The following is a 16,578-nucleotide window of genomic DNA, read 5'->3' on the forward strand; positions in this document are numbered from 1 at the left end:
GGTTTATGGCTTTGTCATTCAAGTAGACTTTTACATACCAAAATTAAATCGAAATTCAATTTTTTGAAAACTACTCTAGGTTTTTCTCTAAAATCAAATATTTTATTCTTAGTCTATCAATATCACTTCTTACCTTTATCTTGTTTAAGGCAGATTTTAATTTTTTTAGGATGTCTTTTTCTTCATCATTCTTTCCTGTAAAACGCTCCAGAAATTTACGCACCAAGCCAATGACATCTAGAGAACTCTCTGTTGTTATCCATTCGTAGAGATCATCTTCAGAGAAATTCGCAAAGTATTTTATTTCACTAGGGTTCCAACTGTTATTTCCAGCCAAAGAAATAAATAGATCTCTGATGGGATAATTGAATTCTCGTTCTGAAATTTTTTTCTTTATTTTTACTAAAATCTCTTCTGGGATACCCAATAAATTTAGAGAAGTAAAATCAGGAGCATCTTCTGATTTTTTAGCATAAAGATCAATGGATTTTTCTAAGAAATTATTTAAATCAATAGATGGGTCAAGTTCTTGAATGATTTGAATAATTGAAGCGACCTGAATTATGCCTAGATAATCTATGTGTTTTTTCAAAAAGTCAACCTGTGCCTTAATGAAATCTTCTTGAGATGTAGTGAATGTTGAATTGAATTTTTCCCAGTTTTTTTCATATTCTATCCGAATATCACTAGATTTATATTGTTCATTTTTGGTAGTCAGTAGTTTCTGAAATTCGTCAATGTTAACATAGCCGTTTAGCAAGTAATTTATGATTATTTCGTCTTGTTCTTCCGGGAAATAGTTTATTTTCTTCAAAAAAGTAATTACTTCATTTTCTTCTTCTGACATGAGAATAGAGTAGAAATTAATCGATTGAAGTTCTTGAAGAGAAATTAATTTACTACTGTATGCATGATGGAGAATCGTCAATATAATACATTTATGTTCAAAAGAATTTCGGAGATATTCATACTGAGACATGACCTGCCCAAAATAATCAAGAGTCCATTTTACTCTTTGCATTATACGGATATTATTCAAATTTAATTTTTGAAAAATGTTGATTGCTTGCTTAGGACAATTCTGTGGCCAAATAATAGATAAATTTTCATCAATATAAGGTTGATATGTCAAATCTAAATCAACAACTTTTTCTCGATATTCATTTATTTGCTCTTCCGTTTCGCTATCCAGTTCTTGGTCATTATAAATTAATATGATTTTGCATTTTTTTTCTTCTTTTAACTGCGAAATCAAACCAAGTATTGATGCGCCAGAGATATGTTTTTCTTTTCGTTCTAAATCGTCAAAGCAAATCAAAAAATTCTCAACAAATTTATTTTCTATAAGATTATTGACTAGACTAAGAGATCTAAAGTGTGGTACATTTATATCTTTTAAGCTGTCTAAAAAAGGTTTGACTATATTTAGACTTTTACTAGCTAAATCTTCTTCTTTTAAAGGCTCAAAATTAATGAAAATTTGATGCCTGAGGCTATCAATATCCTTGATGCCAAATAATGATATGTAGGAATAAGCTCGAAAACTAAGGTTAGATTTTTTTTTCTTGCAAATATTTCTGTATGAAAAATGTTTTTCCTGCACCCCATGAGCCTTTGACTATCATAACTTTAAAGTTGTCATCTTCAAGAAAATTATCAAGGCTTTTCTGAATAGGGGTTGTCATGAATCTATCCAATAAGAAGAGTGTCTCAATAAAAAAGGGCTTTAATTATTTAATTAAGCCCCTTTTAACTTTGAATCGTTTAGAACAGATCGATGTCTGTTACTGCACCTTTACTACTGGTGGAAACAATCTTGGCATACTTCCCAAGGACACCACGCTTATAACGGGGTTCACGGGGTTTCCAAGCGGCACGACGTTTTGCCAGCTCCTCATCAGAAACATTGATTTGCAACAGTTTTTCGTGGGCATCAATGGTGATGCTGTCCCCTTCTTCCACGAGGGCAATATTGCCACCCACAAACGCTTCCGGGGCAACGTGACCAACCACGAGACCATAGGTTCCGCCAGAGAAACGACCATCGGTAATCAGACCGACAGAATCCCCAAGGCCCGCACCAATAATCGCGGAAGTGGGCGCTAGCATTTCCCGCATCCCAGGACCACCCTTCGGCCCTTCATAACGGACGATCACCACATCACCCGCAACAATTTTGCCAGCCAGGATTGCATCGAGACATTCTTCTTCGGACTCAAAAACGCGCGCCGGGCCAGTGATCCGGGGATTTTTCACGCCGCTAATCTTCGCGACGGAACCTTCTTCGGCCAAGTTGCCCTTGAGGATCGCCAGGTGTCCTTTTTCGTACATTGGCTTATCCCAAGGACGAATCACATCCTGATCGGGAGAGGGTTCGCTGGGAATATCGGCGAGGGTTTCAGCGACGGTTTTGCCAGTAATTGTTAGACAGTCGCCATGGAGAAGACCGTGATCCAAGAGCATTTTCATCACCTGGGGAATACCGCCCGCCTTGTGGAGATCAGTCGCCACGTAGCGGCCAGAGGGCTTGAGGTCACAGATGACGGGGACACGCTGGCGGATGGTTTCAAAGTCATCGATGGTCAGATCCACACCGATAGTATTGGCGATCGCCAACAAATGTAAAACGGAATTCGTCGAGCCGCCCACGGCCATAATCACAGAAATCGCGTTTTCAAATGCCTTGCGCGTGAGGATGTCCTTCGGCAAAATCTGCTTCTTGATCGCATTGACCAAAACGCGCGCCGACTCTTCCGCACTGACAGCTTTTTCTTCGTCTTCGGCAGCCATGGTCGAGGAGTAGGGCAAACTAATCCCCATCGCCTCAAACGCCGAGGACATCGTATTTGCCGTGTACATGCCGCCGCAGGAACCTGCCCCCGGACAAGCATTTTTCTCAACGGCCAGCAATCTTTCTTCGTCGATTTTTCCGGCGCTAAATTCACCGACCGCCTCGAACGCACTGACCACCGTGAGATCTTCCCCATCCAGATGACCCGGTTTGATCGTGCCACCATAAACAAAAATTGCGGGGATATTCATCCGGGCGATCGCCAACACTGCCCCCGGCATATTCTTATCACAACCGCCAATGGCGAGAACCGCATCCATGCTCTGGCCATTACAAGCCGTCTCAATAGAATCAGCGATCACATCACGGGAAACCAAAGAATACTTCATCCCTTCAGTACCCATGGAGATCCCATCACTAATGGTGATCGTCCCAAACATCTGCGGCATCGCTCCCGCTTCCCGGATTGCCTTATCCGCTCGCTGGGCGAGGTCATTGATTCCCATATTGCATGGCGTAATCGTACTGTACCCATTCGCCAAGCCCACAATTGGTTTACTAAAATCATCATCCCCAAAGCCCACAGCCCGGAGCATGGCACGGTTTGGGCTCCGCTGATGACCTTCGGTGACTACCCGGCTACGTCGATTGTCGCTCATAACAAATAGAAATCAAGATTTACATCAAAATAACCTTTCTATTGTCCTTTTTTTTCGAGCTTTTGGATAGGGACTGCCTAAAGTTAACCACGACTACTCAGGCACAACCGGGCAATACTGGGGAGCCGTCAGCACCAACGCCAAAATAACCTGAACCGTCTCAAAAAAGCCCATAAGCCACTGGCACTCTGCCTTGGGCTGGTCTTGATATTGTCCGAGCAGAAGATTGAGGGCTTGCATCAGTTCACCATAGGTTTCTGGCGCGACCAATACCAATTTCAACAACAAAATACTGTGGGTTAAATATTCCCGCTGAATCATTAAAACGGGCAGAGGATGGGATAAATCTTGCAAATGTTCAGGATTGAGTAAGTAATGGATCAAATTGCGACAAACATCAGTAATCAGCGCCCGGTCTAGGGTGATACTGTCTCCTGCGGGATAACACTGTTTCAGATGTTGCAAAATCTTATCGGGCAGCCACTTCAAACGGCGTGGTGAAGTCATGGCACAGAACAAATAGTCAACAAAATAGGGCTGCCAAGTGACAAAGGTGTGCTCGTCTGTCTGGGCTAAAAATTGCGTGGCAATATCAGGGTAACTGGGCTGCTTTTTAACCACTAAACGGTGAATCAGATTCAGGGTTACATCTTCAATGAGGGTAGGATTTTTAATGGCCTCTCCTGTCGCTGTCATTTTTCCCTTCGTTGACAGGTACATTACCAAGCGGTAGCGATAGCGGTTATTAAATAGTTGGTAAAGCAGCTTAGAGGCCCGTTGTTGTTCTGGGGAAGATTGTGGATCTGTCGCTTGGGCAAATAACATAAAACCAACATAGCGATCGCCCCAAGTCCGTTGATTTGTCTTACTAGGAGGCGCCAAGACCCGCAAGACCCGACATTCCTCACTCTGAATAAATCCCCGTAGCCAATCCTGAAATCGCTCTGTGGTCAACGACGCATCACCCGTCTGCGATGTTGGCGTCAACAGCAAATGGGCCAGTTGAGTAATGTGCTGGATGCTTTCTTGATTAAGGCAAGTTTCGATAAATAGATAACAGCACCGTTTAAGAACCGCAATAAATCCCGTGCGCCGATTGCCAATAATCAGCTGATAACTTGCTTTTTGCAAGGGTTCCGGACATTGGGCCGCGTCATAACCAACGAAAAATCCCTGAAATAACCCCAAGAACTCATCAAGGGAAGCGGTTTGTAGCGTTTGGGCAAAAAAATCAAAAACGACCTGTTCCGGGGGGATTTCTGGCTTCGGTAACGATGATTCTACGGGAGCTAAGGAGGTTTCAAAATCACGGCCTGGAGTCATGTCCGGCATCATCTCTGTTGATTGCAGTACTGTCTCTTCCGATGATACATTGGCTCGCCCTGATGGGTCAGTCTTTGGGCTGCGGCGAACCGATTTCGACGTGATCGGCCGTAGGTGCTTCAGTGGCAACAGTTGCTTCATGATGTTTCTCCCCCCGGCAATCCCCAGTTTTCTTGACTACCTCCATGATAAAGTTCCAGGTCTGTTGAGCATTGCTTTCTTGGACAATTCAAAGAAAAGCTTTATACTTCATTGCTTCTTTAGATATATAGCCAAACTTTATTGTAAATTCACATTGGCGCAGGCCCTGTCAGTTACTCAAAAAACAATGGCCTCCCCAAATTTTCGGGAAGGCCAGCACAGTGTTTATGATTTGACGGCGTCATGGAAAATGACAGTCCGTGAACTATTCAGTCGGTTCTTCGAGAACTTTTTGAGTTTCGGGGCTTTTACCCAGTTGTAGTTTGACAACTTTTTTCGCTGCGGGAACAACTTTGGGCAGCTTCAGGGTAAGAATACCATCTTTAAATTCTGCCGTGGCATTTTCGTGGTCGACGGCGACCGGAAGCGCAATGGTGCGGTCAAATTTTCCATAGCGGAATTCAGAATGGTAGCAGCCTTCATCTTCTTTTTCTTCTTCGTATTTATATTCCCCGGAGAGGCGGACTGATTCACGGGTCAACTGAATATCGATATCGTCAGCGGCAATGCCAGGAAGGGCGGCTTTTAAGGTTAATTCTGCGTCCCCATTGAGTAGCTCGACAGAGGGACGCCAGGGGGAGCGACCTTCCCCTTGCCAGCCGGCAAGTTCATCGAGAATGCGATTCATTTGGGTCTGAACTGTTTCTAGTTCAGAAAACGGCGAGAAATGTACTAAAGACATATATGACCTCCTAAGAGAATCGACTTCTTGCTACATTTTTATTGTCTACTATCTTCAAGGGGTTTGTAGATGACAAAAACCGTATTTTTTTGGTGGAATTACCGCAGAATTGCCACTTTTTCTTGGGATTACAAATTGCATTTTTTTAGGAAAAATTTAAGGGTTTTTCGATCATCATTGGGGCTGGTTGGCCATTCCCCCCGCAAAAGGCGATCGCCACCGGACAGAGCCTCCCTGCCGATGGGGTTTCTCAATCCGGCCCTAGAGCCCTAAAAATGTCGGCTTCAATCCCACCTAGATTGATGGCGCAAGAAAGGCTCAGGAATGATACGATGTCACTTGCTGCGATAGGTTTTAGAACGATTTCATATGGCGGAAACTTTACTTTTTAATGCGCTGCGTCAAGCTATCGATGAAGAGATGGCACGTGACGAAACTGTCTTCATTATGGGCGAAGATGTGGGTCATTACGGCGGTTCCTACAAGGTAACGAAGGATCTTGCGAAAAAATATGGTGACCTGCGCGTTCTGGATACACCCATCGCAGAAAACAGCTTCACCGGGATGGCTGTTGGCGCTGCCATGACTGGACTGCGGCCGATCATCGAAGGGATGAATATGGGCTTTTTGCTGTTGGCCTTTAACCAAATTTCCAATAACGCTGGGATGTTGCGCTACACATCCGGCGGTAATTTCACAATTCCGATGGTGATCCGTGGGCCTGGGGGGGTCGGTCGGCAGTTGGGGGCTGAACACTCCCAGCGTCTAGAAGCCTATTTCCAAGCTGTCCCTGGTTTAAAGATCGTCGCCTGTTCCACCCCTTACAATGCCAAAGGTTTATTAAAAGCGGCGATTCGTGACGAAAACCCCGTGCTTTTCTTTGAACACGTGCTGCTCTACAACTTGAAAGAGAATTTGCCCGATGGGGAATATGTGCTGCCCCTCGATAAGGCGGAATTGGTACGGGAAGGGAAAGATGTGACTATTCTGACCTATTCGCGGATGCGTCACCATTGCACCCAGGCGATTAAAACCCTCGAAAAACAAGGCATCGATCCAGAATTGATTGATCTCATCTCCCTGAAGCCCATCGACATGGAGGCGATCGCCAAATCCGTGAAGAAAACCCACCGGGTGATCATCGTCGAAGAATGTATGAAAACGGCGGGGATTGCGGCGGAAGTGATGTCCTTGATCAACGAGCAACTGTTTGACGAATTAGATGCCCCCGTAATGCGTCTCTCGTCCCAGGATATTCCCACCCCCTACAACGGTACCCTGGAGCGACTCACCATCGTCCAACCGGACAACATCGTCGAAGCAGTGCAAAATATGTTGGCCCTGAACGTCTAAACACCAGCGACCAACTGCGGTTCATCCTCCTAGATCCATCATGCAAAAACAACGGTTAATCATAGTTGCAATTCTTTTTTTGGTGGCGATCGCCATCACGATTTTGACAACCTTACCCCTCCAGCTCGGTCTGGATCTCAAAGGTGGTGCCCAATTGACGATTCAGGTACAACCCAATGCCGAAGGAGTCGTCGTTGAGGCCGATGATACAGCTGCCGTGAAGCGAGTCATCGAAAATCGCATCAATGGTCTAGGAGTGGCCGAACCCATCACCCAACTCGTGGGGAACGACCGGATCCTCGTGCAATTGCCTGGAGAAGACCCTGAGCAGGCTGAACGGGTTCTCGGTGGCACGGCCCAGCTCGAATTTCGGCCCCAAAATCCTGGTACTGAAGCCGAATTCCAAGAAAAGTACGCCCTCCGTCGTCAACTCGACGCCCAGTTAACCAGCCTCCGTGGTAATGAAAGCCCTGCCGCTAGCGACGCCGAAATCGAAGAATTAGCAACCAATATTGACAGTCTCGATCAAGAGATTCTCGCTCTGTTTGAACCCGTTGGTCTAGTCGGCGAATACGTCACCAATGCCCAACCAGCCCCCACCCAAACGGGCAACAGTTGGCAAGTTTTTCTCAATTTCAATAGTGAAGGGGCCGAACTTTTTGCAGAAATCACAAAAGGTCTAGCTGGTACAGGCCGGAGTGTCGGCATTTTCCTCGATGATGCCCTCCTCAGCGCCCCCACCGTTGGCCCAGAATATACCGCCCAAGGGATCGCCGGCGGCAATGTGACCATTACCGGCAACTTTGATATTGATACGGCCAGTGATCTCGCCATTCAGATTCGGGGTGGGTCTTTACCCTTCCCGGTGGCCGTGGTCGAGAACCGTACCGTAGGGGCAACCCTAGGCCAAGATTCCATTCGCCAAAGTATCTATGCAGGGATTGCGGGCCTAATTCTGGTGTTGGTCTTTGTGGCAGTCTATTACCGTTTGCCGGGGCTGATCGCAGATGTGGCGTTAGTGGTTTATACCCTACTCACTTTGGCCTGCTATTCCCTTGTGGGGGTTACGCTGACGTTACCGGGGATTGCTGGTTTTATTCTCAGTATCGGTATGGCCGTGGATGCAAATGTGCTGATCTTTGAGCGCACCCGGGAGGAAATCTATAAGGGGAATACCCTATACCGAGCCGTGGAATCGGGATTTTTTAACGCTTTTTCCAGCATTCTCGACAGCAATGTCACCACTTTGATCGCCTGTGCGGCCCTCTTTTTCTTGGGTTCGGGTTTGGTAAAAGGTTTTGCGTTGACCTTGGCGATCGGGGTGGGGGTAAGTATGTTTACGGCAGTGACTTGCAGCCGTACTTTACTGCTGTTAACGGTATTGGGCTTACCGGCGGTGCGTCAAAATCCCAAGTTGTTTGCGCCCAAAGCCCCCAACTAATTTCCTTTGCCCTCTAGTCTGTTGTTAACCCGATGACTTTTAAATTTAGCGTCATTAAACAGCGTCTCCTTTGGTGGTCCATCTCGGCGATCGCCATCCTTGCGAGTGTGTTGTTTATGGGCATTTCCTTCAACCAACTCCAAGCGCCCCTCCGACCCAGTCTCGACTTTGTTGGGGGCACAAAAATCCAAGTGGCCCTCGACTGTACGGTGGCTGGCAACTGTACTGATCCTTTAGAAACAGCGACAATTCAAACCGTGGTGAATAACCAGGGAGTCGGCAGTAGTACGGTGCAAATTTTGGGCCAAGAGCGGACAACGTTTTCGGTGCGGACGCCGCAGCTTGATGTGGATCAACGCAGCCGTTTGCTCGACGCCCTAGAATCCGAAGTGGGCGCCCTAGATCCTGGCACGATCCAAATTGACTCGGTGGGGCCAACCATTGGTCGGGAATTGTTTGTCCAAGGGATGCTCGCCCTCCTGGTTTCTTTTTTCGGGATTATTGTCTACTTGAGTATCCGCTTTCAGTTCGATTATGCGCTGTTTGCGATCGCCGCATTGTTCCATGATGTGCTGATCACGGCTGGCGTCTTTGCGCTACTCGGTCTGGTGTTGGGCGTTGAAGTAGATAGCCTTTTCCTCGTGGCCCTACTGACGATTATTGGTTTTTCTGTGAATGATACGGTGGTCATTTATGACCGCGTTCGTGAGAATCTCAAGGCCGACGAGGGAGACAACATCGATCAAGTTGTTGATCATTCCGTCCAGCAAACCCTGGGCCGTTCGATCAATACCACCCTCACCACCCTATTGCCGCTGGTGGCGATCTTTTTGTTCGGCGGTTCGACCCTCAAGTTTTTTGCCCTTGCCTTGATTATTGGGTTTATTTGCGGCTCTTACTCCAGTATTTTTGTCGCCAGTACCCTCTTGGCCTGGTGGCGTAACCGTAATGGCCAACCCCCCACGGTCACCAAAGAAGCGGTGAATGTTACAGAATTGTCCTAGCCATTGCAGGGGAACTTCCCGGTAACGGCAGCAATCCCAGGATTTGGCCTGACCCACTCGGTAAAGATGTTTAGGGTGAAAAAATATGGGCGATCGCCAACTTCAGGAAGCACCAACAGACCATCATTTCAGTCCCTTGGCCCGTAAGCTGGTGCGGTTCACTTTCCTCTGGCGTTGGCTATTGGTCGCCTTGCTGTGGCTGATCTTGGGGAGCTACGGCATTTGGGCGTTGCGGGAAGAATTTGCCCTCTGGCGCGACCATCTCACCTGGGCCGTGGTGCGTTTGAGTCTCGGTTACCATTACTGGGCGAGCGTTGCCTTGACGATCTGTGTCGCCTATACCTGTGCTGTTTTGGTTTGGCATAGCCAGAAATTAACCCAAGGCTGGTCTCAACGGGAAAAGTATCGTTTCAATCAATGGGCAGAAAAATTAACCCAGAATCAGCAGCATTGGCTTTGGTTTTTCCTAAGGCGTTTATAGTGTAATTTCAGCCATCTATAGGGTGTCAAAAGAAAAACAGCCAGTATTCGCAAATACGCCAAATTACTGAAAGCCGCTCTTTTGGGAGAGCGAGTCGCTGAAACTTTTCTGGATTAATCCCCTCCAAAGTTCCAGATAATTGCGGGTTTCTGTACTAATGTTCACTACTGACTGACGTAGGTGAGCTGGCTCGCGTTAACTAGAAAAAGAATTTGTGCTTAATTTACCGATGCCGTGCTTGATTCTGCTTGCTTGATTGTTGATTTGCAAAAGGTTCAGCGCATTACCCAGGGCATTTCCGGTTGTCTGGAACCAACGCTGATCGCCAAACGTTTAACCGAAGCATTGATTAAAGACTTTAAGTGCGCCTTTGCGCGAATTTGGTTAACTGAGCCAGATCAACGATCGCTCCGGTTAGTGGCTTCATCGGGTCTGTCTGAAAACATTAATGGCAGTTTTGCACGGGTTCCCATGGGCGCCTATAAGGTCGGAAAAATTGCCAAAAATGGGATTCCATTCCTGAGTAATCAACTGGCGGAAGAAGCTTGGGTAAAAGACCGTGACTGGGCGATCGCCAACGAAATTCAAGGTTTTGCGGGTTATCCCCTTGCCAGTCAACAGCGAATTATTGGTGTGTTAGCGGCCTTTAGCCATGAAACTTTTTTACCAGAATTTTTAGAGGTTTTGCAGGTGCTGTGTATGGCTGGGGCGATCGCCTTAGATGCCGCCCAAAAAAGCCCCCAAGATCCCAGCAAAAGCCAGACAAGAGAATCTCACCCCCTCTCGGATCACCTGGGCAGCCTTTTAAGTACCAGCCAGCTTAGTTTGATTGGTACGGAACGACCTCTGACACCAAGTTCGACCTATCTCTTGATTAAAACCGTAGAAATTCTCAATCAATTCAACTGTCACTATTGCCGACTCATCTACGGTGATACGGAAATTTGTCTCGAAGGGATTATCGCTGCCCCTACCCCGACGAAAAACACAGGGCGATCGCCTTTTGCCGACATTGAATTTTTCGTACAAACCCTTGGGGGAAACTGCGATGTCGGGATCAACGCCCAGGAAGCAGTTCACCAAATTCGCCTTACTTTGCCCTATGGAGCGACCACCCAAGTCTACAAATCAAAAGAATCACTATCCCAACGGGAACGTCAGATTTTAGCGCTTCTCACCCAAGGGCTGCGCGATCGCGACATTGCCCAACAGCTCCACATCAGTGAAAGTACCGTAAAATTCCACCTAAACCGCACCTTGAGTAAACTACAAGCTAAAAACCGCTACCAAGCCATTTACCAAGCCACAAAACAAGGTCTGATTTAAACGCGATCGCTAGTTCCACTATCCCCCAAAAGCCGATCCAATTTCGGAGGATGTCGCCCAACATCTCGATCCGCTTGCCGAATCAACAGAACGCGCTCCCGATTCATATCTAATCTGGCGATCGTTGCCCGCCCAATTTCCGTTAAGCCTACCAAAATAACTCCATCTTCTGCCCAAACAAAATGATCAGCCCATCGATCACAACGCGGGTTAAACAAGCGAACTTCCGCCCCTGACAGCAGATCAACTCCTGTCACGAAACTTGACTTTTTACGATTGCAATGAAAACAAGCCAACGCCAAATTTTCCACATCATCCGAACCGCCTCGAACCTGTGGAATGACATGATCAATCGTGAAGCAAACATACTGCCATAACTCCACCCCATGACAATACTCACATAGACCCTTAGCTCTTTCTCTGACTTTGTTTTGAATTTTCTCTGGAAGTGGTGATCTACCCATTTCCTATGCCACCATGCTCCCAGCAGCATTACGAACTGTCCGATTCACAAAACTCAAATAATCATCAATTTCTTCATAACAGTCCAATTCTTCCTCCTCAGCCTCGGTCAATCCTTCAGACTGCTGCTTCTCCAACAAAACTTCAACCCGTGCCTGTACCTGTACTGAAGCTCGAAAAATCAGAACCCCTTCCACCAAATCAAGCTGAACAGCACCATCAAGCGGTATGGAATTCGACAAACGTTGCAGCACAGGAAAAGCAGAAGCAGCCATAATGTTTAAATCGAAAAACTATGATCATCATAACTTAGTAAACTGCTCGCCACTAAGTCAGGAACTCGGTTTTTATTTGATTGAGGAAGTTTAGAATTCCTAATGAACGTCTTTCAACTGAAACCGGATTAATAATCCTTCGTTCGGTTGTTAAGCAGAAGCCGGAACCAAAAGCCTTGCTGTAATTTGTGTCGCCAAATATTCTGCATCGCGAGCAATACCGGAAAAACGACCAGAGCCCCAGGTATAGAGCCAGGGTAAACCAAGGAAATATAATCCGTCTACGGCAGTTACCCCTCGGTCATGTAAGGGTTCTCCCAATTCATTAAAGACGGGGAGATCAATCCAACTAAAGTTGAAGCGAAAGCCCGTCGCCCAAATAACCGCACCAATATTAGTTTCCTGGAGATTAAGGGAGGATGGTTCTAATTCTGGCTCCCAAATGGGTTGATAATGGGCTTCTGGGGGAGCGGTGATGTTGTTGTCGGCGATGAATTTGTCAATATTCCGTTGGATGCGCACTACGGTGGCATCAGCTTGATCTAAATTTTGTTTTAAATCGTTCCCGAAGTGGAGAGTCTGTCCGGTAATACTTTGCAAGCGACCATAGAGGTGCATTCCCTGTTGGGCAAAGCGGCGCAGATCAATATCGCGGCCCCCATCCCGGCCTGTGACGTAGTGATTGGTTTTATGACGCACCATTTCTTTTTGGGGGTGCTGGTCAATGGGGAGGTCGTAATAACCCATGCGTTCGAGCCACTCCACCACATCCTTCCCCCGATAGCGGCGCGGCGCCCGGGGCGCACTACCGGTAACAAGGTGAACTGTTTTCCCTGCTAAATGAAGATCTTCGGCAATTTGACAACCCGACTGGCCAGTGCCCACAATCAACACTTCATCGGGAAGATCCTGGGGATTTTTGTACTGCACAGAATGAATTTGCTGCAACTCACGGGGCAGTTGGGCGGCGATGGGCGGAATTTTTGGAATGTGGTATCCCCCCGTGGCGATCGCCACTTGATCAGCTGTGTAATCGCCGATGGATGTTGCCACTGCAAACTGGGTTCCAGACGAACTTACTTTTAAGACGGTTACTCCCTCTCGAATTGGGGGATTAAAGGAGCGGGCATAGGCTTCTAAATAAGAAACAATCTCTTCCTTGGCCATGAAACCAGTAGGGTCAGGCCCTGCATAGGGGAAACCGGGGAGCCGACATTGCCAATTGGGGGTCACTAAACAAAAGGAATTCCAGCGTTCATTACGCCACGCATGACCAATTTTGTGTTTCTCAAAAATAAGGTGGTCAATATTGTTTTGCTTGAGGAGATAGCTGAGGGCAAGTCCTGCCTGGCCACCCCCAACAATTATTACCGGGTAATGGGTCTGCATTGCCGTTGCTCTTAAGTGGATTTGCTTTAACTGTAAACCCGCTCAATTCTTTTTCTTGTAAGGGTTGTTACCGATCCCAGCGGTTTGTGATTACCCATAGGCGATCGATGAATTACGACCCAGTAGCTGCTATTTTGGTGGCCTAACCTAGCAAAATCAATAGTTCTTTTTAGGACACAGTCACTATCCTCTAATCAGGACAAAACCATTCAGATAGCTATTATCAAACAAGCTTGAGTCTAGCCAAAAAGACAATCCAGAAATTGGCTTTTCAATCAAAAAACTATTCCTTTAAACAGAAGGTCTCCTTTTGTCAGCAATGATACAGGTCGCCTTGAATTCTCCCCTTAAAGTGAGGCACAACTCAACACATTAAAACCTAAAAACTAAAGGAAAATCTCCCATGCCTGAAGTAATAATCCCTGCCCATCAGACCGGTGACTTTCTCGTCGATTACGAAGAAAAGGTTTTTCCTGATGTCCAAGCAGAGCCCGGCGAAAAAGCACTGATCACCTTTCACACAGTGGCTTTTGAAGGTTCTATTGGTTTAGTTAATTTATTACAAGCGAGTCGCCTCATTAAAAAAGGATTTGAAACGTCTGTGCTACTTTATGGCCCTGGGGTAACTCTGGGGGTTCAGCGGGGCTTTCCAAAACTAGGTGATGAAGGATTTCCGGGGCATTTAGCCATGAATGATCGCCTGGTCAAGATTATGGAATCTGGCGGAAAGGTCTATGCCTGTCGTTTTGCACTACAAGCTCTTTATGGACACGGAGAACCTTCTTTGATTCCTGGTATCCGCCCGATTAATCCCTTAGATGTGATGGATTTAATTTTAATGCATCGCAAAGAAGGGGCATTTATCCTTGATACTTGGACGATGTAAAAACAAAGGTTTTACTTCCGAAAATTTCCGAAGAGTTTACAAGAAAAATTTTTAGATTTTTTTGCACTCTTTAAAAACTTCCGAGTATTTAAAAAAGTTTTGTTGGAATATTTTCGGTTACCAAATCCGTTTTCCGTGAGTTTGTTATTTTTCCGGTAGCGATTATGCTTGATTACTCGAAAACAATTCGGGCGGCAGCAGCACAAATTAGTCCAGTTTTGTTTAGTTGTGCAGGTACGACGGAAAAAATGCTGGAGATAATTACCCAGGCGGCCAAGGAGGGCGTGCAGCTGATTGTCTTTCCAGAAACCTTTGTCCCCTACTATCCTTATTTTTCTTTTATCGAGCCCCCTGTGCTGATGGGGAAAAGCCATCTCCAGCTGTATGAACAAGCGGTCACAATCCCTGGACCAGTAACGACAGCGGTAGCTGAAGCTGCCCAAGCCCATGGCATGGTGGTGGTTTTAGGGGTAAATGAACGGGAGGAGGGTTCCCTTTACAACACCCAACTGATTTTTGATCACGATGGGACATTGCGCCTTAAGCGCCGCAAAATCACTCCCACCTACCATGAGCGAATGGTTTGGGGCCAGGGAGATGGGGCTGGTTTAACGACGGTCGATACGGCGGTGGGCCGTGTGGGTGCTTTAGCTTGTTGGGAACACTACAATCCTCTCGCTCGCTATAGTCTGATGGCCCAACATGAGCAGATTCACTGTGGTCAATTTCCGGGATCTATGGTGGGGAAAATTTTTACGGAGCAAATGGAAGTGACCATGCGTCACCATGCCCTTGAATCCGGCTGTTTTGTGATCAATGCAACGGGATGGCTCTCGGCAGAACAGAAGACCCAATTAACCAGCAATGAAAAGATGCACAAAGCCCTTAGTGGTGGTTGTTATACGGCCATCATTAGTCCTGAAGGTAAGCATTTAACGGCTCCGATTTATGAAGGGGAAGGTTTGGCGATCGCCGATTTAGATTTCTCCCTGATTACCAAACGCAAGCGGATGATGGATTCGGTGGGCCATTACTCCCGTCCTGATCTGTTCCAGGTGCAACTCAATGACGCACCTTGGGCCACCCTCAACACGAGTTCCTTGCCCTTTCCCTCAGAAGTACCACCACTGCCGAATACCCCGGCCCCAGATATTCCCGCTTCCTGTCCCTAATCTAGTGTGCCATCACCCATCCCTATGACTATGCCCATGGATAAACAACGTCTGATTACAGAACTCCAGTCCCACGGTCTCCGCCTCACAGAGGCCACGATGACGGGACGCCAAGGGGGGGCAGGGCCTTCGGATCACCGGGCAGTGACCATTGGCGGGACCACCGTGATGGTTCCTATTTATACGAATACCGCTGGGCGATCGCCTTACCATGCCATCCTAGATTCCCAACAGGGTGAAGCCAAGCTCCAGAAACATCACCAAGACATCGCCCCCATTACCCTGCAAGGACGTCCCAAATTTTACGATCTAGAAACAGCAGAGGGAATTCCCTACTGGAAAATTGCCCTTCTCCATAGCAATAATGTGCTCGCCACAACGGTGCAACAAACCTGTATGCGCTACCGGGACGAAAGTACAGCCTGTCAATTTTGTGCGATCGAGAAATCCCTAGAATCAGAACGCACCATTGCCCGCAAACGCCCGGAACAGTTAGCAGAGGTGGTGGAAGCGGCGGTGCGGCTCGATGGCATTGAGCAGGTGATCATGACCACAGGGACTCCCAACACAGGCGATCGCGGTGCAGCTTACCTGACCAAATGTGCCGCTGCCATCAAAGCAAAAGTCGATATTCCTATCCAAGCCCAATGTGAACCCCCCGCTGATTTTGTTTGGTTTGAGCGCTTAAAGGCGGCCGGTGTAGATAGTTTAGGAATGCACCTAGAGGCCGTGGATCCCGCAGTCCGTGCCAAAATCATGCCGGGCAAAGCGGAAGTCCCCGTTTCCTACTACTACCAAGCCTATGAAGCAGCAGTGCAAGTATTCGGTTGGGCCCAAGTCAGCACCTACCTTTTAGCAGGTTTAGGAGATAGTTTTGCAACGCTTGTGACGGCGGTAGAGAAATTAGTCAGCCTTGGCGTTTATCCCTTTGTGGTGCCTTTTGTCCCCATTTCTGGCACGCCCCTGGCAACCCATCCAGCCCCTGATCCAGAGTTTATGTTCGCTCTCTACCAAAAGGTGGGTCAGATTCTCAAGGAAGCGGGAATGTCTTCCCAGGCAATTAAAGCTGGTTGTGCGAAATGTGGTGCCTGTTCAGCATTATCTACCTTTGAAAATTAGGGAGGTTACGGGAA

General features: G+C 47.1%; 16 protein-coding genes. 8 read left to right on the forward strand and 8 right to left on the reverse strand.

From position 1 onward, the window contains the following. Positions 1 to 70: 70 nt before the first annotated feature. From AACR41_RS15715 to AACR41_RS15730, 5 genes are all read right to left on the reverse strand, one after another. Positions 71 to 1,603, reverse strand: coding sequence for a hypothetical protein (locus tag AACR41_RS15715; RefSeq protein WP_030005898.1), 1,533 nt, complete (start codon positions 1,601 to 1,603; stop codon positions 71 to 73). Continuing rightward, a complete protein-coding gene (locus AACR41_RS16565; RefSeq protein WP_152550959.1) occupies positions 1,551 to 1,685 on the reverse strand; it encodes a P-loop NTPase fold protein in 135 nt (44 codons plus the stop codon). Before AACR41_RS16565 ends, AACR41_RS15715 begins: the two co-directional genes overlap by 53 nt. A 79-nt stretch (positions 1,686 to 1,764) precedes the next feature. Further along, the gene (gene ilvD / locus AACR41_RS15720) at positions 1,765 to 3,450 is read right to left on the reverse strand and encodes a dihydroxy-acid dehydratase (protein ID WP_030005899.1); all 1,686 of its coding nucleotides are present in this window, start codon (positions 3,448 to 3,450) and stop codon (positions 1,765 to 1,767) included. Positions 3,451 to 3,543: 93 nt separating this feature from the next. Further along, a complete protein-coding gene (locus AACR41_RS15725) occupies positions 3,544 to 4,914 on the reverse strand; it encodes a hypothetical protein (RefSeq protein WP_152550960.1) in 1,371 nt (456 codons plus the stop codon). A gap of 265 nt (positions 4,915 to 5,179) precedes the next feature. Continuing rightward, complete coding sequence (locus AACR41_RS15730; protein WP_030005901.1) at positions 5,180 to 5,656, reverse strand: Hsp20/alpha crystallin family protein; 477 nt, start codon at positions 5,654 to 5,656, stop codon at positions 5,180 to 5,182. Positions 5,657 to 6,025: 369 nt separating this feature from the next. On the opposite strand from AACR41_RS15730, the gene AACR41_RS15735 reads away from it, so the two are divergent. The 5 genes from AACR41_RS15735 to AACR41_RS15755 all read left to right on the forward strand — a co-directional run bounded on the left by AACR41_RS15735 (position 6,026) and on the right by AACR41_RS15755 (position 11,261). Further along, the gene (locus AACR41_RS15735; protein WP_030005902.1) at positions 6,026 to 7,009 is read left to right on the forward strand and encodes an alpha-ketoacid dehydrogenase subunit beta; all 984 of its coding nucleotides are present in this window, start codon (positions 6,026 to 6,028) and stop codon (positions 7,007 to 7,009) included. 40 nt (positions 7,010 to 7,049) lie between these two features. Next, the gene (secD, locus tag AACR41_RS15740; RefSeq protein WP_030005903.1) at positions 7,050 to 8,450 is read left to right on the forward strand and encodes a protein translocase subunit SecD; all 1,401 of its coding nucleotides are present in this window, start codon (positions 7,050 to 7,052) and stop codon (positions 8,448 to 8,450) included. A 32-nt stretch (positions 8,451 to 8,482) separates the two neighbouring features. Next, on the forward strand, positions 8,483 to 9,454 hold the full coding sequence (gene secF, locus AACR41_RS15745) for a protein translocase subunit SecF (protein WP_030005904.1): 972 nt from the start codon (positions 8,483 to 8,485) through the stop codon (positions 9,452 to 9,454). A gap of 85 nt (positions 9,455 to 9,539) precedes the next feature. Beyond that, entirely contained in the window at positions 9,540 to 9,935 is a 396-nt protein-coding gene (locus AACR41_RS15750; protein WP_030005905.1) for a hypothetical protein, read from the forward strand. A 234-nt stretch (positions 9,936 to 10,169) separates the two neighbouring features. Next, the gene (locus AACR41_RS15755; RefSeq protein ID WP_030005906.1) at positions 10,170 to 11,261 is read left to right on the forward strand and encodes a LuxR C-terminal-related transcriptional regulator; all 1,092 of its coding nucleotides are present in this window, start codon (positions 10,170 to 10,172) and stop codon (positions 11,259 to 11,261) included. Here the strand turns inward: AACR41_RS15755 and AACR41_RS15760 are convergent. The 3 genes from AACR41_RS15760 to AACR41_RS15770 form a co-directional block, all read right to left on the reverse strand. Continuing rightward, complete coding sequence (locus AACR41_RS15760; RefSeq protein ID WP_030005907.1) at positions 11,258 to 11,725, reverse strand: HNH endonuclease; 468 nt, start codon at positions 11,723 to 11,725, stop codon at positions 11,258 to 11,260. The two genes, AACR41_RS15755 and AACR41_RS15760, sit on opposite strands and share 4 nt — an antisense overlap. Before the next feature lie 3 nt (positions 11,726 to 11,728). Then, positions 11,729 to 11,998, reverse strand: coding sequence for a hypothetical protein (locus AACR41_RS15765; protein ID WP_030005908.1), 270 nt, complete (start codon positions 11,996 to 11,998; stop codon positions 11,729 to 11,731). Between the two features lie 150 nt (positions 11,999 to 12,148). After that, positions 12,149 to 13,387, reverse strand: a complete 1,239-nt coding sequence (locus tag AACR41_RS15770) for an MSMEG_0569 family flavin-dependent oxidoreductase (protein WP_030005909.1) — start codon at positions 13,385 to 13,387, stop codon at positions 12,149 to 12,151. 403 nt (positions 13,388 to 13,790) lie between these two features. On the opposite strand from AACR41_RS15770, the gene AACR41_RS15775 reads away from it, so the two are divergent. The 3 genes from AACR41_RS15775 (at position 13,791) to AACR41_RS15785 (ending at position 16,564) form a co-directional block, all read left to right on the forward strand. Next, positions 13,791 to 14,273, forward strand: coding sequence for an MSMEG_0572/Sll0783 family nitrogen starvation response protein (locus AACR41_RS15775; RefSeq protein ID WP_030005910.1), 483 nt, complete (start codon positions 13,791 to 13,793; stop codon positions 14,271 to 14,273). A 164-nt stretch (positions 14,274 to 14,437) separates the two neighbouring features. Beyond that, entirely contained in the window at positions 14,438 to 15,445 is a 1,008-nt protein-coding gene (locus tag AACR41_RS15780; RefSeq protein ID WP_030005911.1) for a Nit6803 family nitrilase, read from the forward strand. Between the two features lie 36 nt (positions 15,446 to 15,481). Continuing rightward, entirely contained in the window at positions 15,482 to 16,564 is a 1,083-nt protein-coding gene (locus AACR41_RS15785) for an MSMEG_0568 family radical SAM protein (protein ID WP_030005912.1), read from the forward strand. Positions 16,565 to 16,578: the final 14 nt, after the last annotated feature.

The sequence above is a fragment of the Picosynechococcus sp. NKBG042902 genome (assembly GCF_963864045.1).
Taxonomy (GTDB): domain Bacteria; phylum Cyanobacteriota; class Cyanobacteriia; order Cyanobacteriales; family MRBY01; genus MRBY01.